Below are 17,998 nucleotides of genomic sequence, written 5' to 3' on the forward strand. Positions count from 1 at the left end.
TCGCCGCTCACTGCGTCTCATGCAACGGCTGGGGACGCCATTTCGCCAGGCGATCCTCGACCATCGTCATCAGATATTCGGCGCCAAGCGCCACCACCATGACAATGACGATGGCCGCATACATGCCGGCGGCGTCGAAGGATCCCTTGGCGATATTGATCAGCAGGCCGATGCCATAGCGCGAGCCGACGAATTCGCCGACGATCGCACCGATGATGGCAAAGCCGAAGCTGACATGCAGGCTGGCGAAGATCCAGCTCATCGCCGAAGGGACGATGACCGAGCGCGTCAACTGCCAGTTGGAGGCTCCGAGGATACGGGCATTGGCAATCATTGCCCTGTCGGCCTCCCGCACGCCCTGGAATGCATTGTGGAAGACAACGAAGAAAACCATGACGAAGGCAAGCGCCACTTTCGAAGCGAGGCCAAGGCCGAGAATCATGATGAAGATCGGTGCCAGGACCACGCGGGGGATTGAGTTGATCACCTTGATGTAGATGGAGAAAATGTCGGCGGCCATCCGGTTGCGGCCGAGCGCGACGCCGATGATGATGCCAGCTACCGAGCCGGTCACAAAGCCAATGACCGACTCTTCCATGGTAACATAGAGATGATACCAGAGCGGCCCCTCGGACGTTCCTTCCGTCGTCCATTCATAGAGCCGCTGCGCGATCGCGCTCGGCATCGCGTAGAAGAACGGATCGATCCACGCCAGGCGCGCGGCAATCTCCCACAAGCCGAGAAAGGCGACCAGGATGGCGACCCGCCAGAATATGACGGTGCGGCGGCGGCGCTGCGACGCCTTTGCCGCGGCCGCTTCGATTTCCGCGTCGGAAGTGCCAGGCTTGAATGCCCCTGCCCTGATGTCGATAGCGGCATCTGTCATGGCGTTCCTCCTCAGGCCGCCGCGCGTGCATAGCTGGTCTCGACCTCTTCCTTGAGGTCGGCCCAGATGGTGCGCGAGTAATCGATGAAGCTTTGTTCGTAGCGGATGTCGGCGACGACGCGCGGGCGCGGCAGGTCGATCGTGTAGACCGACTTCACGGTGGCCGGCCCGGCGGTCAGGACATAGACCTTGTCGGCCAAGGCAATCGCCTCTTCCAGGTCATGGGTTACGAAGACCACGGAAGCCTTTGCTTCGGACCAAAGGCGCAGCAACTCCTCATGCATCAGCACGCGGGTCTGCACGTCAAGCGCCGAAAACGGCTCGTCCATGAGCAGGATCTCCGGACCGTTTATGAAAGTCTGCGCCAGCGCCACGCGCTTGCGCATACCGCCCGAAAGCTGGTGCGGATAATGCTGCTCGAATCGCGACAGGCCGACGCGCGCTAGCCAGTCTCGCGCCGCGGCCATGGCTTCGGACTTGGCCTTGCCGCGAAAGAGCGGACCAGCCATCACGTTGTCGATCACGGTTCGCCACGGAAACAGGGCATCGCTTTGGAAAACAAAGCCGATGCGCGGGTCTATCCCTTTGACCGGCGCGCCCATGACACGAACTTCGCCAGCACTTGGGCTTGCCAGTCCGGTCACCAAGTTGAGGGTGGTGGATTTTCCGCAGCCGGTCGGGCCGACAACGGCGACGAATTCGCCGCGCTGTACGGTCATGGTGAAGTCGCGCAGTGCCGTCAGCGATTTGCCGGTGGGTGAAAGGAAACGCCGGCTGACGTTGATCAGCTCGATCGCCGGTGCATTTTTTTCAATAGCCATGGTGGAACTCCTGGATAAGAGCAGACGCCCGCCGTCGGCCCCAAGGCCGCCGGACGTGAAAAACTGACGGGTGCCGGCGCGATGGCTTCATCGCGCCGGCACGGCCTGCTACTTGGCGTTCTTGACGAATTCCGAGGTGTAGGTCTTGGCAAGGTCGATCTGCTTGCCCTGCAGTTCCTTCTTGAAGGCTGAAAGAACCGTCAGCACTGTCTCAGGTCCACCCTCGGGCATGATCCCGTCGGGGGTGAACATCGCCTTGCCGGCATCGAGGGCCTTCACATAGCCTTCCTTGTCGCCGACATAATAGTCCTTCGGCATCTTGTCGGCGATCTCGGCGCCGCTATGCGAATTGATGAACTTCTGCGTCTTGACGAAAGCGTTGGCCAGCTTCTGCACGATGTCCTTGTGCGCTTCGACCCAATCTGTCTGCATATAGAGGGAGGCGGCCGGGTAGGTGCCGCCGAGCGCGGCCTTGGTGCCTTCCATCGTGCGCATGTCGATAAGGACTTTGGCCTCACCAGTCTTCAGCAGCCGCGTGATCGTCGGTTCGGTCGTCATGCCCGCCTGGATCTTGTCCTGCTGCATGGCGGCAATGAAGGTGTTGCCGGCGCCGACCGGAACCGAAGTGAATTCGCCGAGCTTCAAGCCGTTCTTGACGGCAAGATATTCGGTAAGAAAATTCGTCGATGAGCCTAGACCGGTCACGCCCAGGCTCATGCCCTTGAAGTCGGCGGGCGACTTGATCTCGGGATGCTTGGTCGAAACGAGCTCGACCTCGCCCGGCGCCTGGCTGAACTGGACGATGGATTCGACGAATTTGCCCTTGGCCTGCAGATCGATGCAGTGATCATAAAAGCCGACAACTCCTTGCACGGCACCGGCAAGCATCTCGTTTTCGGCGTCGACCCCGGCCGGCTCATTCAGCAACTCGACGTCGAGACCCTCGTCCTTGAAGTAGCCCAGTGCTTCGGTCAGTTTGGCTGGCAGGTAAATCTGCTTCTCGTAGCCGCCGACCATGATGGAAACTTTGTCGGCGGCGTGTACGGACGGCGCTGACAAGGCCATGGTGGCGACGAGTGCGGTTGTGGCGGCTGAATCAAGCAGAATTCGCGCGAGCGACATGGCCTCTTCCCTTTGTTCGTTTCCCGCGCCCCTCTCTCTCCCATCGCGTTTGCGCGACAATATGGGGGCGCCGGACAAGAGTTATGGCACCAACCTTTCATCCAGCTTTCAGGGTAAAGCCGAAAATGACGGCAAAGCTTACGGATCAGTAAGCCGTGGCCAGCAGGCCGTCGCGGCGTCGTGAAAATGCCCGCCGTGCCAAGTTCAGCGGTCAAACCCAAGCACGTCGCGCATATCATATTCGCCGGGCGAGCGTCCCGACACCCAAAGTGCCGCGGCGATGGCGCCACGGGCGAACATGGTGCGGTCGCCGGCAGCGTGCGACAAGGTAACAAGCTCGCCTTCGGCACAGAAGCTGACGCTGTGTTCGCCGATGATGCTGCCGCCGCGAACCACCGCAAAACCGATCTCGCCGGCTGGCCGCGCGCCGGTGACGCCGTCGCGGACGCGCCTGGCGACCGCGTCCAGTTCGACGCCGCGTCCACCGGCGACAGCCTGTCCCAGCATCAGTGCGGTGCCTGACGGCGCGTCGATCTTGTGGCGATGATGCGCCTCGAAAATCTCGGCGTCCCAATCTTCGGGGGCGAGCGCTCTCGCCGCCCGCTCGACCAACCCGACCAGCATGTTGAGCCCGAGCGAAAAACTGCCGGAGCGCACAATGGGAATCGTTTTCGCGGCATCGGCTATATCAGCCAGTTCGCCCGCATCGAAACCGGTCGAGCCGATCACCAAAGCGGGCCCGCTCCGGTCCGCGCAAACCTTCGCCAGATCGGCGGAGGCGGCGGGCGTGGTGAAATCGATCACCACATCGGCCATGGCAAGCGCCTCGTCGCGGCTCGCCAGCCCATCGCCGACACTGCTTGGGCGATGGAAGCGGGCAGCAAGCGCGAGCCGCGGATCGGCAAGCGCGGCCTCTGCCATCTGGCGGCCCATGCGGCCCAGCGCGCCGGCGATGGCGATCCGGATCGGCGGTTGCACCATGATCTCAGCTATTTCCACATGCCGCGCATGCGCGCGCCGATATCGACGCGCACCTCCGGCCGGGGCGCCCTGCCCTGTGCCGCCTGTGCGCTCGGCCACGACATCTGCTGGAACGCTCCAAGGATCGAGGCGGGGATGAAGCGGGTGCGTGAGGCGTAGAGGTGACGGTCGCCGCGCGCGGCCTGGCCATGGGGAAAGAAGCGCTGCGGCATGACCAGGTTGAGGCTATCCTTGGCGCGCGTCATCGCCACATAGAGCAGCCGGCGCTCCTCCTCGATATCCTCCTTGGTGCCGACGCCGAGATCAGCCGGAATGCAACCATCGACGGTGTTGAGCACGAAGACGTTCTTCCACTCCTGGCCCTTGGCCGAGTGGATGGTCGACAGGATCAGATAGTCCTCGTCGCGATGCGGCGGCCCCGCCTGGTCGCTGGTCGCGTCCGGCGGATCGAGCGTGAGTTCGGTCAGGAAGCGTTCGCGCGAAGCGTAGCCAGAGCCGATCTGCTCGAGCTGCAACAGGTCGGCGCGACGTGTGACGGCATCCTCATGGATGCGTTCCAGATGTGGCTCGTACCAGAGCCTGACCTGTTCGAGATCGGCCGGCCATTTGGCGCCGGCCCGCAGGCCGGAATAGAGCGAGACGAAACCCGGCCAGTCATCTGCAGCGCGTTGCGGCGGCCGCCAGCCGGCCAGCCCCATCGCCTCGTCCAGAGCCGATGTCATCGTCTCGACAATCTGCGCGGCAGCCGAAGGGCCAATGCCCGGCATCAGTTGCAGGACGCGAAAGCCGGCGACGCGGTCGCGCGGGTTTTCGGCAAAACGCAGCACCGCCAGCACATCCTTGACATGGGCGGCATCGAGGAATTTCAGGCCGCCGAACTTGACGAAGGGAATGTTGCGCCGCGTCAGCTCGATCTCCAGCGGCCCGCTGTGATGCGAGGCGCGAAACAGCACTGCCTGCGATTTCAGCGCCGTGCCAGCTTCTCGTTCGGCCAGAATGGTATCGCAGACGAAGTTGGCCTGCTCGACCTCGTCGCGGACGCTCACCAGCCTTGGCTTGTCGGTGGATTTGCGCTCCGACCAAAGGTTCTTGGTGAAGCGCTCCGAGGCCTCGCCGATCACCGCATTGGCGGCGGCCAGAATGGTTTCTGTCGAGCGGTAATTGCGCTCCAGCATCACCACATCGGCGGCCTGCGCGAACTGTTTTGGAAAATCGAGGATGTTGCGCACCTCGGCGGCGCGGAACGAATAGATCGACTGCGCATCGTCGCCGACCACCGTCAGCCCGGCGCCGTCGGGTTTCAGCGCCATCAGGATCGAGGCCTGCAGCCGGTTGGTGTCCTGGTATTCGTCGACCAGAACGTGGTCGAAACGCCCGCCCAGATGCGCCCCTATTTCCGGCTCGGCCGCCATCTGCGCCCAATAGAGCAGCAGATCGTCGTAATCGAGCACGTTCTGCGCCTGCTTGGCCTCGACATAGCCGGCGAACAGTTGCTTGAGCTGATCGGCCCAACCGGCGCACCAGGGGAAAGCAGAACCCAGCACTTCGCCGAGCGGCACCTGCGCGTTGACGGCGCGCGAATAGATGGCAAGGCAGGTGCCCTTGGTTGGGAAACGTGCCTCCGTTTTCGAGAAGCCAAGTTCGTGGCGCACGAGGTTCATCAGGTCGGCGGAATCCTCGCGATCATGGATGGTGAAGGCCGGGTCGAGGCCGATCTCCAGCGCATAGTCGCGCAACAGCCGGGCGCCGATGCCGTGAAAAGTGCCTGCCCAGGTCAGCGCATCGGTGATGACCGCGGCGTCGCGGCCGAGCACCTCGCCAGCGATGCGCTCGACGCGCTTGGCCATTTCGGACGCGGCGCGCCGCGAAAAGGTCATCAGCAGGATACGGCGCGGGTCGGCACCCCTGACGATCAGATGGGCGACGCGATGCGCTAGCGTGTTGGTCTTGCCCGAGCCGGCGCCGGCAATGACCAGCAAGGGCCCGGCGATCTTGCCGTCGCCATGCTCGACGGCCTGGCGTTGGGCGTCGTTCAGCCGCGCGAGATAGGCGGGCTGGGGAGTCGGTTCCACAAATGTCGAATCATGGGCGGCGAGGTTCATCGCCCATCAAGCATCGTTTCCGCTTTGTTCGCAACATGCAAGCGGCGCGACGGACCCTTGATTTTGATGCAATTCCCAACGCAAAGCGCTGTGCGCTTTTCCTGGAATTGCCCTACCGCCGGGGATCGACACCCATGGCCGCCGATTGGCGGCGCAGAACGTCTCGGTCACTTCTCGACGCGGGCAGCAACAGGGGATCGATGTCGCCGGGCACGTCATCGATCATCTTTCGCGCGAGGCGATAGGCGAGAAAGGCGAATGTACCTGCTAGAAGCAAACGGATCATGCCGCGGTTCTCCTCTGATGAGAGTCAACCGGAAACATGACGGTTTGTTCCATCACGCGAAGTTCGCAACCAAAACCGATGGCGCGTCGTTGATAGGGTGGAGGCGACAGCGATGAAGAAGCTAGGATTAGCCCTCATTCTGGTGGTTTTGGCTGTCTCGGCCTGCGACAACAAATTGCCACCGACCAAGGCCCCTGGTGCCGAACAAAGCTCTCACGCCAGCGATCCTGTCATGGACACGGAGACTGTCAGCAACTGAGATAGTTCCGGTGCAATGAGGACCGCAAAACCTCAATGCATTGCAGCGATGCATTCTTCAAGCAGCTCAAGGCGGAACTTGGCATTGCGCAGTTCGTGGCCGGCGTCCTGCTGCAACTGACGGCCTCGGGCCGGCGATGCCACTGTGAGGGTTCTTTCGAGTTCGGCGATGCGCGCACGCACCTGCCGCGCCTCGTCCTGACGCAACGCCTTTATCCAGCTCCGCCCGCGCATCCGTCTTCCCGCAACAGCCCAAATACCGGCGCCTTCCATGCCATAAAGACGCTAACGCCCTGCAAGTGCGAATATTCTAAATTTAATGGATGCTAATTTAGAAGGAGATCGGCGCGGGAAGAAGGCCGGCGCCGCTTGGGAGGAGAAGGCGCCGGCCAAGCGGATAAATCAGGTCCGCCGCACCATACAAGGTAGCTGAGTCTTGCCCCTGCGTCATGCGGGATCGCGGATTTCGGCCTTTTCAGGCGTTTTCCACCGGCAAAGGCGTGCCGACGAGGGTCCGCAGCCGATCAAAATCCGAGCCGTTGCCTGACGATGGCGGCATGGAAACTGGCGCCGAACACCAGCCCTTCATCATTGAAGTCATAGCTGGAATTGTGCAGCGGCGCCGAAGCCTCGCCATTGCCGAGGAAGACGAAGCAGCCCGGCACGTGATCGAGGAAACGGGCAAAATCCTCCGACGCCGTCACGGGCTCGCGGGCAATCGCGATATTGCCGGGCTCGAAGACATTTTTGGCGGCGGCGAAGGCCGCCTCGACCAGTTCGGTATCGTTGTGCAAGGGCACGAATTCCCTGGTGTAATTGACCTCGGCGGCAACGTTGTAGGCGGCCGCGGTGCCCTCGGCGATGATGCGCATCTGGCGTTCGATCTCCGCGCTGACTTCGGGGCGAAAACTGCGCGCATCGCCGAGGATGCGGGCAAGACCAGGCAGCGCATTGCGGGTGCCGTCGGTGATCAGTTCGGTCACAGAAACCACGGCTATGTCGGTCGGGCTCAGGCGGCGCGAAACGATGGTCTGTAGATTGGTGACCAGCGCGCAGGCGGCGACCAGCGTTTCGTTGCCCGAATGCGGCCGTGCCGCGTGGCCGCCGAGCCCCTTGAGCACGATCTCGAAATTATCCTCGGCCGACATGACCGGGCCGGCACGGGTCTCGAAGTGCCCAACGGGAAGGCCGGGCATGTTGTGCAGGCCAAAGATCTCGGCGAAGGGGAAGCGCTGCATCAGGCCGTCGTCGAGCATGGCCAGCGCGCCCCTGCCCCACTCCTCGGCCGGCTGGAAGATGAAGCGCACGGTGCCGTCGAAACCACCCTCGCCCGCCAGCAGCTTTGCCGCGCCAAGCAGCATGGCAGTGTGGCCATCATGGCCGCAGGCGTGCATGATACCGGGATTGCCGGAGCGGTAGGGCGCGCTTGATTGCTCCGCGATGCGCAGCGCATCCATGTCGGCCCGCAACGCAATGGCGCGGTTGCCGCTGCCGCGCTTCAGCGTGCCGACGACGCCGGTGCCGCCGACGCCCTCGGCGACATCGTACAGGCCGAATTCCCGCAGCTTGGCCGCGACGAAGGCCGCGGTGCGTTTCTCCTCGAAGCCGAATTCGGGGTGCGCGTGCAGGTCGCGCCGCCAGGCGGTCATCTCGCGCTTCAGCGTTTCTGGATCGAGTTTAGCCATGTCTTCAGCCCTCGAGTTCGGCAAGTTCAGCGACCACATCAAGCAGGATGTTGGCGCCGGCAACAAGCTCGGCATCCTCGGTGTGTTCATGCGGGCTGTGGCTGATGCCTCCGGCGCTCGGCACGAAGATCATCGCCGCCGGCGCGATGCGCGCGATCATCTGCGCGTCATGGCCGGCGCCAGAGGTCATGCGCCGCGAGGCAAGCCCGCGCTTCCTGGCAGCAGCCTCGATCAACTCGACGACCTGCCCATCGAAAACAACCGGCTCGAAGCGGGCCAGCCGTTCGACCGACACGGTGATGCCCTCGGCGGCGAGCTGTTCGAGAAAGGCGGCCAGCGACGCCTCCTGTGCTTGCAGGCTCTGCTCGTCGGGATCGCGCAGGTCGACCGTCAAGACGGCGCGCGATGGGATGACATTGATGGCGTTCGGCTCGAAGCGCATCGTGCCGACGGTGGCAACGGTCGGCGCGTTGGAGGCCGCGGCAAGGTCATGCAGAAAGGTGACCACGCGTGCCGCGGCATATCCGGCGTCGCAGCGCATCGACATCGGCGTGGTGCCGGCATGGTTGGCGACGCCATCGAGGGTGATGCGCTGCCAGGAGATGCCCTGCAGGGTTTCCACCGCGCCGATCGGAATGCCTTCGCGCTCCAGGACCGGCCCCTGTTCGATGTGCAGTTCGACATAGAGGTGCGGCTTGAGAAAGCCAGGTTCGCGCTCGCCGGCGTAGCCGATGCGGACGAGTTCCTGCCCGAGCGTGCTGCCGTCGGTGCCGACAGCGGCGAGTGCCGCCTCGACATCGACGCCGCCGGCATGGACCAGCGACCCCATCATGTCGGGGGAGAAGCGCACGCCCTCCTCATTGGTGAAGGCCGCGACGGCGAGCGGGCGCAACGGCGAGAGACCCGATGCCTTCAGCGTCTCGATCACCTCCAGCCCGGCAAGCACGCCGTAGCAGCCATCATAGATGCCGGCGTCGATGACGGTATCGATGTGGGAGCCGATGAGCAGCGGCGCCTCGCCTACATTGTCGGCACTTTGCCAGTTGCCGAAAATGTTGCCGATGCGGTCGATGGCGACATCGAGCCCGGCCTGGCGCAGCCAGCCGACAAAGAGGTCACGGCCCTGCCTGTCGGTGTCGGAGGCGGCCAGCCGGGTCAGCCTGCCCTCGCCGTCGCGGCCAACAGCGCCAAGTTCGCGGATGCGGCCAAGCAGGCGCTGCGCGTCGACCGCGATCATGGCGTTGCCTCGGCAACGAGCTTGCCGGCCAACACATCAGCAGGGCTCATGCCAACCAGTTCGGCATAGCGATGCGGGTCGGTGGCGCCTTCGGTGTTGATCACCAGCACGCGGGATTTGCCGTCGAGGCCAAGATCGGCCCTGTTTTCGGCCATCGCCCGGATCAGTCCGGCAAGACCGACCCCGCCGCTCTCGCCGGCAACGATGACCGGATCGCTGCCGGCAGGCAGGGCCAGCCGCCGCATCGCGCCGACCGCGTCGCCCTCGTCCACGGCCATGAAGGCATCGGCGGCGCGCGCCAGCACGCGCCAGGCGACCTGAGAGGCCTCATAGCATTCAAGCATGGCCATGACCGTCGGCTGGTCGTGCGCCACCTTGACCACATGCCCTGCCCGGGCAGCCGCGACAACGCAGGCCGCGCGCGCTGGCTCGACAACGATGAAGGTCGGCCTGGCGTCGCCGAGCACGATGGCGAGATGGCCGGCCACCGCCGCGGCAATGCCGCCAACGCCGGCCTGGACGAAGACATGGGTTGGCGGTTCGCAGAGCTGGCGCAGCGCTTCGCGCACGATCGCCGTATAGCCTTGCATCACCAGGCCGGGAATCCGCTCATAACCCGGCCACGACGTATCCGACACCACGCTCCAGCCCTTCTCGGCCGCGACCTGTGCCGCTTGCCTGACAGAATCGTCATAATTGCCATCGACGCGAACCATCTCAGCGCCGTAGCGGGCTATGGCAGCAATGCGTCCGTCGCTGACGCCGGCATGGACAAAGATCACGGCCCTGGCGCCGGCAAGCTCGGCGCCTTGCGCGACCGAGCGGCCGTGATTGCCGTCGGTGGCGCAGGCAAATGTCATCTTCGCGGCGACCGAGCGAACATCGGCACGATCGAGATCCTCGATATCGACGGGGCGGCCAAGGCGCTTGCCTGCCTCTTCCAACACCAGGCGGAAGACAGCATAGGCGCCGCCCAGCGCCTTGAAGCTGCCCAGGCCGAGACGAAAGCCCTCATCCTTGACATGCAGCGCAGCGAGGCCAAGTTCGCCCGCCAGCGCCGGCAGCGCGTGCAGCGGCGTCATCGCGTGATTGTCGCGATGGGCAAGAAAGCGCTCGACCGTGTCCGCGCCCGCGATCCCGAGGGTTTCGGCATCGGTCGCATCAAGCGGCTCACCGTGCAAGGCATTGCGATTGGGCAGGAACACTGGCGCCTCCTTGGCAGTCAGCGACAACATATTGCAGGACAGGCGCAAAGAGCGCTGTAATTGAGCCTGCGAAATGCAAGTTTGTTTCACCGGGATACCGCATTGCCTCCATCATCGCCTCCGCTCGACAGTTTCGATCTCGCCATCCTTGCCATCCTCCAGCGCGACAACACGACGCCGCAGCGGCTGATCGGCGAAGTGGTGAACCTGTCGGCACCGGCGGTGCAGCGCCGCATCAAGCGCATGGAGCAGGCCGGCGTCATTGCAAGCAATGTCGCAATCATCGAACCCGCGGCGGTCGGCCAGCCCATCACCATCTTCGTCGAGGTGGAGCTGGAGAGCGAGCGAACCGAGCTGATCGACGCGGCCAAGCGGCAATTCTCGCAAACGCCCGAAGTGCAGCAGTGCTATTACGTCACCGGCGAGGCCGACTTCATCCTCGTCATCACGGTGGCCGACATGGGCGCCTATGAGGCGCTGACTCGAAAGCTGTTCTTCGGCAACAACAATGTCCGGAAATTCCGCACCTTCGTGGCCATGGACCGCGTCAAGGTCGGGCTGACGGTGCCGTTGCCGGATTGAGCCTTGCCGGCAGGCAGGCTCCACCGCCATGCTTTTGACATTCTCAGGACGCGAATTGAGCTGGGAGGCGTGCTTGGACCGCACCACGACAGTAGCGATCATCGGGGCCGGGCCGGCGGGCCTGGCGGTTGCCGCATGCCTGCGGCAGGCCGGCGTCGACTTCATCATCATCGAAAAAGAGCAGCAGGCCGCCCCTGCCTGGCGGCGCCATTACGAGCGCGTCCATCTGCATACGACCAAGCGCTATTCGTCGCTGCCCTTCGTGCCCTTTCCTAAACACTATCCGCGTTATGTGCCGCGCGCTCTCTTCGTCGACTATCTCGATGCCTACGCGCAACGCTTCGACCTCAGGCCCCAGTTCGGAGAAACGGTGAAAGCGGTCACCCGGGACGGTCGCGGCTGGCGTGTGGCCGCGCCATCCGGACCGTTGCGCGCCAAACATGTGGTGATCGCGTCAGGCTACAATGCCGAGCCCTTGCGGCCCGGGTTTGCCGGTATCGACACTTTCACGGGCAAGACATTGCACAGCGCGGACTATCGCAATGCCAAACCGTTCGCCGGTCAGTCGGTGCTGGTCATCGGCATGGGCAACACCGGCGCGGAGATTGCGCTCGATCTGGCGGAAAACGGTGCACAGCCGACCATTTCCGTACGCGGCGGCGTTCATATCGTGCCGCGCGAACTGTTCGGCGTGCCCATCCAGATGGTCGGCATGGCTGCGCGCCTGGGGCCGCAACGCTTCAACGATGTTCTTTTCCCGGTCATTCTCGACGTGGTGCTGGGCAGGCTGGAAAAATACGGGCTCAAACGGCCGGGACAAGGACTGCTAGAACAGATTGCGATTGCATCGCGCATTCCGGTGATCGATGTAGGCACCATCGGCAAGATCCGCGAAGGCGCGATCAAGGTCGCGCCCGATATCGCCGAGATTTCGCAACGCGGCGCCCGTTTTGCCGACGGCAAACACAGCAAATTCGACGCGATCATCTTCGCCACCGGCTACCGGCCGGGCTATGCCAGATTTCTCGAGCCCGGCATCCAGCCGGACCGCAGTGGCGTTACCCCCAAAGCCTCGGATCTCGGTCTCTACCTCATTGGTTTCCACAATGCAGTCACCGGATTGCTGCGCGAGATCGGGATCGAGGCGCAGGCGATCGCCGACGATATAAGGCACCGGCTGAACAGGAAAAAGGCTTCCGAAATCCTGCCGGTGTGATCTGCGGCCTGCCCTATCCCAGTGCAGTCTTCAGCATCATGCCGGCGATCTCCTTCGTCAGCTTGGCGGCGACAAGCGCCGTCATGTTGGAGAGATCCTGGCTTGGATTGTATTCGACAATATCGGCGGCCACGATCGGCTGGTCGATGCCTTGAATGAGGTTGATGACCTGCCGGGTCGACAGCCCGCCGGGCTCGCGGTGCGAGACGCCGGGTGCAAAGGCGGGGTCGAGCCCGTCGAGATCCATCGAGACATAGACTGGTGTTGTGAGGTCGAGCCGCAGGCCCTCGCTGACATGGCGCGCCTCGACCACCTCGATGCCGAAGCGCCCGATCTGGCCGCGAAGGTCGTCGTTGAGCGTGCGCAGGCCGATCTGAATCAGCCGGTCGGCCAACCGCTCCTCCATGATGCGGGCGAAGGACGAGGTGTGGGAGCGCAAATTGCCCTGATAGGCAGGATAGATATCGGGGTGTGCATCGATTTGGACGATCGTCAGGCTAGGGTGGCGCCGCCGCACGGCACGCAGAACCGGCCAGGCAATGGCGTGATCGCCACCCAGGCTGATCAGCGGATGGCCGGCATTCAGCGCGCGTCCGACCTCGCTTTCGATGCGTTCCCAGGGGTCGCCGGCGCCGGCAAAGTCGATGTCGCCATGGTCGAGGAAGCGATCCGTCAGATCGAAGCCGGTTTCGCTCCACGAACTGTGGGCGTCGCTATGCAGCTCCCGCCTGATCAGCGCTGGGGCGTCGGCCGAGCCGCGCAGATGGGACGAGTTCTCGTCATGCGGTATTCTCAGAAGCGAAATCGCGCCTGTCATCGACGTCCTCCCCGATGCAGAGAGAGCCTCTATACCGGTACGAGTTGGCCGTTGCGACGAGAGCTGGTTGGGCCAGGTCCGTGCCAGGGATTGAGATCGGCTAGGCTGCCGGCTCGTTCGCCTTGCGCAGCCAGACCTTGTTGTCGTGGAAGGCGGCGCCGCCATAGGGCGCCGGCGCATCGGCTCCGGTCAGCACGTTGATGCCCTCGCCGCGCTCATGCGCGCTGTTCGGCCAGATGCCTTCGGCGATCACCACGCCGCGCTTGATGCCGTCGAAGAACTTCGCGTGCAGCACCAACTCGCCGCGCGGGTTGCCGACCTCGACACGGTCGCCGTCGGCAAGCCCAAGATCCGCCGCGTCGTCGGGATGGAGGAGCAATGCCGGCCTGCCTTCCTTTTCCTTCGACACCGGCGTTTCGGCAAAGGTCGAGTTGAGGAAGTTGCGCGCCGGCGAGGTCGTCAGCCGGAACGGATGCGCCTCGTCGGCCACTTCGATCAGGTCGACATGGTCGGGAAACTCTGGCAGGCGCTCCACCGGTCCGAACAGGCCCATGCTCTTCGGCGGCCGGTTGGGAGCCGCCTGGCCGGTCCAGTCGGCGCGGAAGCGAAATTTACCATCCGCATGGCCAAACCCGTTGATAAAATGTGCGGCCTCGAAATCCGGCTGCAGATCGACCCATTTCTGCTCTTTCAAGCTGTCGAAACTGCCCAGCCCACGCTTGCCGAGAATGATGTCGATGTGCTGCTGTTCTGTCAGGCCGAAGCCCGGGCGGTCGGCGACGCCGAGGCGCTCGGCCAGTTGCTCGATGACGAAATGGTTGGTGCGCGGCCCTTCCGGTGGCTCGATCAGCTTTGGCCCGAGCGTGATGTGCTGGTTGCCGCCGCCCTTGTAGACGTCGTCATGCTCCAGAAACATCGTCGCCGGCAGCACCACATCGGCCAGCCTGGCGGTGTCGGTCATGAACTGCTCGTGCACGCAAGTGAACAGGTCGTCGCGCAGAAAGCCCTGCTTCACCAGCCGCTGCTCAGGCGCGACATTCACCGGGTTGGTGTTCTGGATCAGCATCGCCGTCACTGGCGGTCCGCCGTAGAGCGCGTCGCCGGCGCCGGTCAGCACCGGACCGATGCGCGAATGGTCGAGATAGCGGATGGACGGATCGCGCATCCTGGTGCCTTCCAGCACCTCCTGGTTGAGCTTGAAGATGCCGGAATTCGAATGGAAGGCGCCGCCGCCCTCATACTGCCAGCTTCCTGTGACCGCGGCGATGCAGGAGGCGGCATGCATGTTGACGGCGCCGTTACGCTGGCGGGCAAAGCCGTAGCCGAGACGGAAATAGGTTTTCCTGGTCGTGCCAACGAGGCGGGCAAAGGCTTCGATCTCGGCGACCGATAAGCCCGTGATCTGGGCCGCCCATTCAGGGGTTCGCGTCCTAAGATGCTCTTCCAAACCCTTCGGATCGTCGGTGTATTTTTCGAGATAGGCACGGTCGGCCAGGCCTTCCCTGAACAGCACATGCATGACCGCGCAGGCCAGCGCGCCGTCGGTGCCGGGTTTCAGCGCCAGGCCCATGTCGGCCTGCTTCATCGTCGCGTTTTCATAGACGTCGATGACGACGATTTTAGCGCCGCGTTCCTTGCGCGCCTTGATGGCATGGGTCATCACATTGACCTGCGTGACCACGGCATTGGTGCCCCAGATCACCACGCAGTCGGATTTCGCCATTTCGCGCGGGTCGGGCCCACGCAAGGCGCCCGCCCCCATCATCCAGCCAGTCCAGGCGAGATTGGTGCAGATCGACCCGAAGAAGCCCGAATACTTCTTGGCATGACGCAGCCTGTCGATGCCGTCGCGCTGCACCAGCCCCATCGTGCCGGCATAGAAGTAAGGCCAGACCGTCTCCGAGCCGTATTTGTCTTCGGCCGCGATGAACCTTTCGGCGACGAGGTCGAGCGCGGCCTCCCAGCTCGCTTCCTGCCAGACGCCGTCGCCTTTTGCGCCGGCGCGGATCAGCGGCTTCAGCAAGCGGTCGGGGTGGTGGACGCGGTCGGCATAGCGCGCGACCTTGGCGCAGACGACGCCGGATGTGTAGGTGTTGGCCTTGGCGCCATGGACACGGCCGATGCGGTTGCCGTCGAGCAACTCGACCTCGAGCGCGCAGGTGGACGGGCAATCATGCGGACAGGCCGAATGGCCGATGCGAAGCTTGGCGTGCTGGTTCATGGGGGATGTTTAGCTGGTTCCGAACGTGGCGTGTAGGGCCAGATTTGCCCATAGACTGCCTTTCGGGGATGCCTTTCTACCCGATATGTGGCGACTTCCACCCGATGTGTGGAGACGCATTGCAAGCACCGCATCCCGCACAGCGTATGTGGCCGGACATGCGCTGCCTACTTCGATCCATAGTTCCATCGACATCGATGGCCTCCGGTATCGATTACAACCCAACGGCAATCTCCTGGATAAAATCCAGGAATGCCCTGACCTTGGCCGGCGGCAGATGGCGTGATGGGTGGTAGGCGTAGAGTGGGTAAAGTTCTTCCGACCACTCCGGCAGGATCGGCACGAGGTCTCCCCGTGCCAGGAACGGCGCTAGGCCGATGGCGAGGCTTTGGAAAATGCCTTGGCCCGCGACGCAGGCCGTGACCGCGACGGAAGGATCATCCAGCACCAGACGGCTTGGGATCTTGACCTCGACGATCTCTCCGCCTCGGTGAAACTCCCATGGAAAAGGAAGGCCGGTCTGGGGATCGCGGAAGAGAAGCGCTTCGTGGTGGACGAGGTCGTGCGGCGATCGCGGCTCGCCGTGCCGTTCGAGATAGGCCGGCGCCGCAACCGTCAGAATCTGGGCTTCCAGGAGTTTGCGCACGATAAGGGACGATGCATCGGGCGGCCCGAAGCGTATCGCCACGTCTACGCCGCTCATCATCTCCTCGCGATAGTTGCTGGTCAATAAATCCAGCACGAGCAGTGGATAGCGAGCGAGGAACCGCTGCAGCCCGCCTGCGAGCACCGTGCGTGCGAACCACGGGTCCACCGATACGCGCAGCCGGCCGCGCACCACCGCCGCCGCGCCCGCGGCCTCGGCCGCAGCCTCATCCAAGCCTGCGAGCAGCGGCATCACCTGCGCATGGAAGCGCCGGCCTTCCTCGGTCAGGCTGACCTCGCGTGGATTGCGATCGAAGAGCCGCACGCCGACCCTGGCCTCCAGACGCGCGACGGCCCGACTTACCCCCGATGGCGTCAGGCCCAGCATCTCCGCGGCACGGGCGAAGTTCCCGGCCTCCGTGACCGCTGCCAGGACCCCAATGCCGGTGAGAAGCCGCGTGTCGAAAACCATTCGATCTCCCTTCGCCTACACCCCGATGACGAGGATCGGTGATTTCTAGTCATCATAACACTGATCTTAATGCGCGTGAATCACTGGATAGCGAGACGTACAAGCATGGCGTCACCGCAGTGCCGGCCGAAAGAGGCTGAGCAGGTCGGATTTCCTTCGATCCGGAAAGGAGTTAGCCATGAATCACCTCACACGCAGAACGATGCTTCAGCGCGGCGGAATGCTCGGGGCCATCCTGGCTCTCGATGCGGTCAGCCCCGCTCTGGCCAAGACAACGCCAGCCGGTTCGTCGATGCGGTTCAAGGCGATCGACGCCGCCCTGCGCGAAGGCGTTTCGAAGAACGACGTGGCCGGCGTCATCGCCGTCGCGGCGACGCCGAAAGGCATGGTCTATGGGGGTGCCTTCGGCAAGGCGAACACTGCAACGGGGGCGCCGATGACGCTCGACACGGTGTTCTGGCTGCTGTCGATGACCAAGGCTTTCACGGCTACGGCCTGCATGCAGCTGATCGAGCAGGGCCGCCTCAATCTGGACGACGACGCGGCGAAATACCTGCCTGAGCTGGCCTCGCCGCAGGTTCTTGACGGCTTTGCCGAGGATGGAACGCCGCGACTGCGGCCGGCCAAGCGCGCGATCAAGGTGCGCCATCTGCTGACGCATACTTCCGGCTACACCTACTCGATCTGGAGCGAGGCTCTGACCCGCTACGAGAAGGTGACGGGCATGCCCGACATCGCGACCTGCAAGAACGCAGCTTTCACCGCCCCGCTCGAATTCGAACCCGGCGAACGGTGGGAATACGGCATCAGCATGGACTGGATCGGCAAGCTCGTCGAAGCGGTGTCCGATCAGTCGCTCGAAATCTACTTCCGCGAGAACATCTTCGCGCCGCTCGGCATGAGGGATTCAGGCTTCCTGATCGGCACCAAGCAGAAGCGGCGCGTCGCCACCTTCCACAACCGCGGGGCCGATGGCGGGCTGGAGCCGGCGCCCTTCGAAATGCCGCAACGGCCGGAGTTCTTCATGGGCGGCGGCGGTGCCTTCTCGACACCGCGGGACTATATGGCCTTCCTGCAGGCACTGCTGAATGGCGGCGCGCTGCATGGCGCGCGAATCCTGCGTCCGGAGACGGTCGCCATGATGATGCAGAACCAGATCGGCGAGCTAAGCGTCCAGGAGATGCGCTCGGCGCAGCCGTCCTATTCCCGCAGCTTCGACCAGTTCCCGCAACAGCCGCATAAATGGGGCCTGTCCTTCGACATCAACACGCAGCCAGGACCGAATGGGCGCTCCGCCGGCAGCATCTCCTGGGCAGGTCTGCTCAACTGCTACTTCTGGCTCGACCCGGTGAAGCACGTCACCGGCGCGCTCTTCACCCAGGTCCTGCCCTTCTACGACGAGCGTGTCGTCGCGCTCTACGGCGCGTTCGAGCGCGGCCTCTATGCCGGGCTCGCCTGAACC

General features: G+C 63.7%; 17 protein-coding genes. 4 read left to right on the forward strand and 13 right to left on the reverse strand.

Going from position 1 to position 17,998, the window contains the following annotated elements; translation table 11 throughout:
• Positions 1–7: 7 nt before the first annotated feature.
• The 6 genes from JG747_RS25265 to JG747_RS25290 form a co-directional block, all read right to left on the reverse strand.
• Complete coding sequence (locus tag JG747_RS25265; protein ID WP_019857360.1) at positions 8–886, reverse strand: ABC transporter permease; 879 nt, start codon at positions 884–886, stop codon at positions 8–10.
• Positions 887–897: 11 nt separating this feature from the next.
• On the reverse strand, positions 898–1,707 hold the full coding sequence (locus JG747_RS25270) for an ABC transporter ATP-binding protein (protein WP_038645810.1): 810 nt from the start codon (positions 1,705–1,707) through the stop codon (positions 898–900).
• Positions 1,708–1,815: 108 nt separating this feature from the next.
• Positions 1,816–2,772: an ABC transporter substrate-binding protein gene (locus JG747_RS25275; RefSeq protein ID WP_441939346.1), complete on the reverse strand. Its 957-nt coding sequence runs from the start codon at positions 2,770–2,772 to the stop codon at positions 1,816–1,818.
• Positions 2,773–3,033: 261 nt separating this feature from the next.
• Positions 3,034–3,810: a 4-hydroxy-tetrahydrodipicolinate reductase gene (dapB, locus tag JG747_RS25280; RefSeq protein ID WP_202360276.1), complete on the reverse strand. Its 777-nt coding sequence runs from the start codon at positions 3,808–3,810 to the stop codon at positions 3,034–3,036.
• Positions 3,811–3,818: 8 nt separating this feature from the next.
• Complete coding sequence (locus JG747_RS25285) at positions 3,819–5,912, reverse strand: ATP-dependent helicase (RefSeq protein WP_202360277.1); 2,094 nt, start codon at positions 5,910–5,912, stop codon at positions 3,819–3,821.
• Between the two features lie 112 nt (positions 5,913–6,024).
• Positions 6,025–6,198, reverse strand: coding sequence for a hypothetical protein (locus JG747_RS25290; RefSeq protein ID WP_081296140.1), 174 nt, complete (start codon positions 6,196–6,198; stop codon positions 6,025–6,027).
• Positions 6,199–6,310: 112 nt separating this feature from the next.
• On the opposite strand from JG747_RS25290, the gene JG747_RS25295 reads away from it, so the two are divergent.
• Positions 6,311–6,457: a hypothetical protein gene (locus JG747_RS25295; protein ID WP_167470438.1), complete on the forward strand. Its 147-nt coding sequence runs from the start codon at positions 6,311–6,313 to the stop codon at positions 6,455–6,457.
• 32 nt (positions 6,458–6,489) lie between these two features.
• Here the strand turns inward: JG747_RS25295 and JG747_RS25300 are convergent, their stop codons facing one another.
• From JG747_RS25300 to JG747_RS25315, 4 genes are all read right to left on the reverse strand, one after another.
• The gene (locus JG747_RS25300) at positions 6,490–6,663 is read right to left on the reverse strand and encodes a hypothetical protein (protein ID WP_244748218.1); all 174 of its coding nucleotides are present in this window, start codon (positions 6,661–6,663) and stop codon (positions 6,490–6,492) included.
• A 317-nt stretch (positions 6,664–6,980) separates the two neighbouring features.
• Complete coding sequence (locus tag JG747_RS25305; RefSeq protein ID WP_202360279.1) at positions 6,981–8,141, reverse strand: M20 aminoacylase family protein; 1,161 nt, start codon at positions 8,139–8,141, stop codon at positions 6,981–6,983.
• Between the two features lie 4 nt (positions 8,142–8,145).
• Positions 8,146–9,378 (reverse strand): Zn-dependent hydrolase, encoded by a 1,233-nt coding sequence (locus tag JG747_RS25310; RefSeq protein WP_202360280.1) that lies wholly within the window; start codon positions 9,376–9,378, stop codon positions 8,146–8,148.
• Positions 9,375–10,583 (reverse strand): diaminopropionate ammonia-lyase, encoded by a 1,209-nt coding sequence (locus tag JG747_RS25315; RefSeq protein ID WP_032921036.1) that lies wholly within the window; start codon positions 10,581–10,583, stop codon positions 9,375–9,377. Before JG747_RS25315 ends, JG747_RS25310 begins: the two co-directional genes overlap by 4 nt.
• 102 nt (positions 10,584–10,685) lie before the next feature.
• On the opposite strand from JG747_RS25315, the gene JG747_RS25320 reads away from it, so the two are divergent.
• On the forward strand, positions 10,686–11,165 hold the full coding sequence (locus tag JG747_RS25320; RefSeq protein ID WP_019857350.1) for an Lrp/AsnC family transcriptional regulator: 480 nt from the start codon (positions 10,686–10,688) through the stop codon (positions 11,163–11,165).
• A 28-nt stretch (positions 11,166–11,193) separates the two neighbouring features.
• A complete protein-coding gene (locus JG747_RS25325) occupies positions 11,194–12,381 on the forward strand; it encodes a flavin-containing monooxygenase (RefSeq protein ID WP_019857349.1) in 1,188 nt (395 codons plus the stop codon).
• 13 nt (positions 12,382–12,394) lie between these two features.
• Here JG747_RS25325 and JG747_RS25330 read toward each other — a convergent pair whose 3' ends face one another.
• The 3 genes from JG747_RS25330 to JG747_RS25340 all read right to left on the reverse strand — a co-directional run bounded on the left by JG747_RS25330 (position 12,395) and on the right by JG747_RS25340 (position 16,536).
• Complete coding sequence (locus JG747_RS25330; protein WP_202360281.1) at positions 12,395–13,198, reverse strand: arginase family protein; 804 nt, start codon at positions 13,196–13,198, stop codon at positions 12,395–12,397.
• Between the two features lie 100 nt (positions 13,199–13,298).
• Positions 13,299–15,419 carry a molybdopterin-containing oxidoreductase family protein gene (locus JG747_RS25335; RefSeq protein ID WP_202360282.1) on the reverse strand — a complete coding sequence of 707 codons (2,121 nt, stop codon included), beginning with the start codon at positions 15,417–15,419 and terminating at the stop codon, positions 13,299–13,301.
• Between the two features lie 214 nt (positions 15,420–15,633).
• A complete protein-coding gene (locus JG747_RS25340) occupies positions 15,634–16,536 on the reverse strand; it encodes a LysR family transcriptional regulator (protein WP_038645795.1) in 903 nt (300 codons plus the stop codon).
• Between the two features lie 178 nt (positions 16,537–16,714).
• Between JG747_RS25340 and JG747_RS25345 the strand changes: the two genes are divergently transcribed.
• Positions 16,715–17,995: a serine hydrolase domain-containing protein gene (locus JG747_RS25345; RefSeq protein WP_202360283.1), complete on the forward strand. Its 1,281-nt coding sequence runs from the start codon at positions 16,715–16,717 to the stop codon at positions 17,993–17,995.
• The last annotated feature ends 3 nt before the right edge of the window (positions 17,996–17,998 follow it).

The sequence above is a fragment of the Mesorhizobium sp. 131-3-5 genome, assembly GCF_016756575.1.
In the GTDB taxonomy this organism is placed as follows: Bacteria; Pseudomonadota; Alphaproteobacteria; order Rhizobiales; family Rhizobiaceae; genus Mesorhizobium; species Mesorhizobium jarvisii.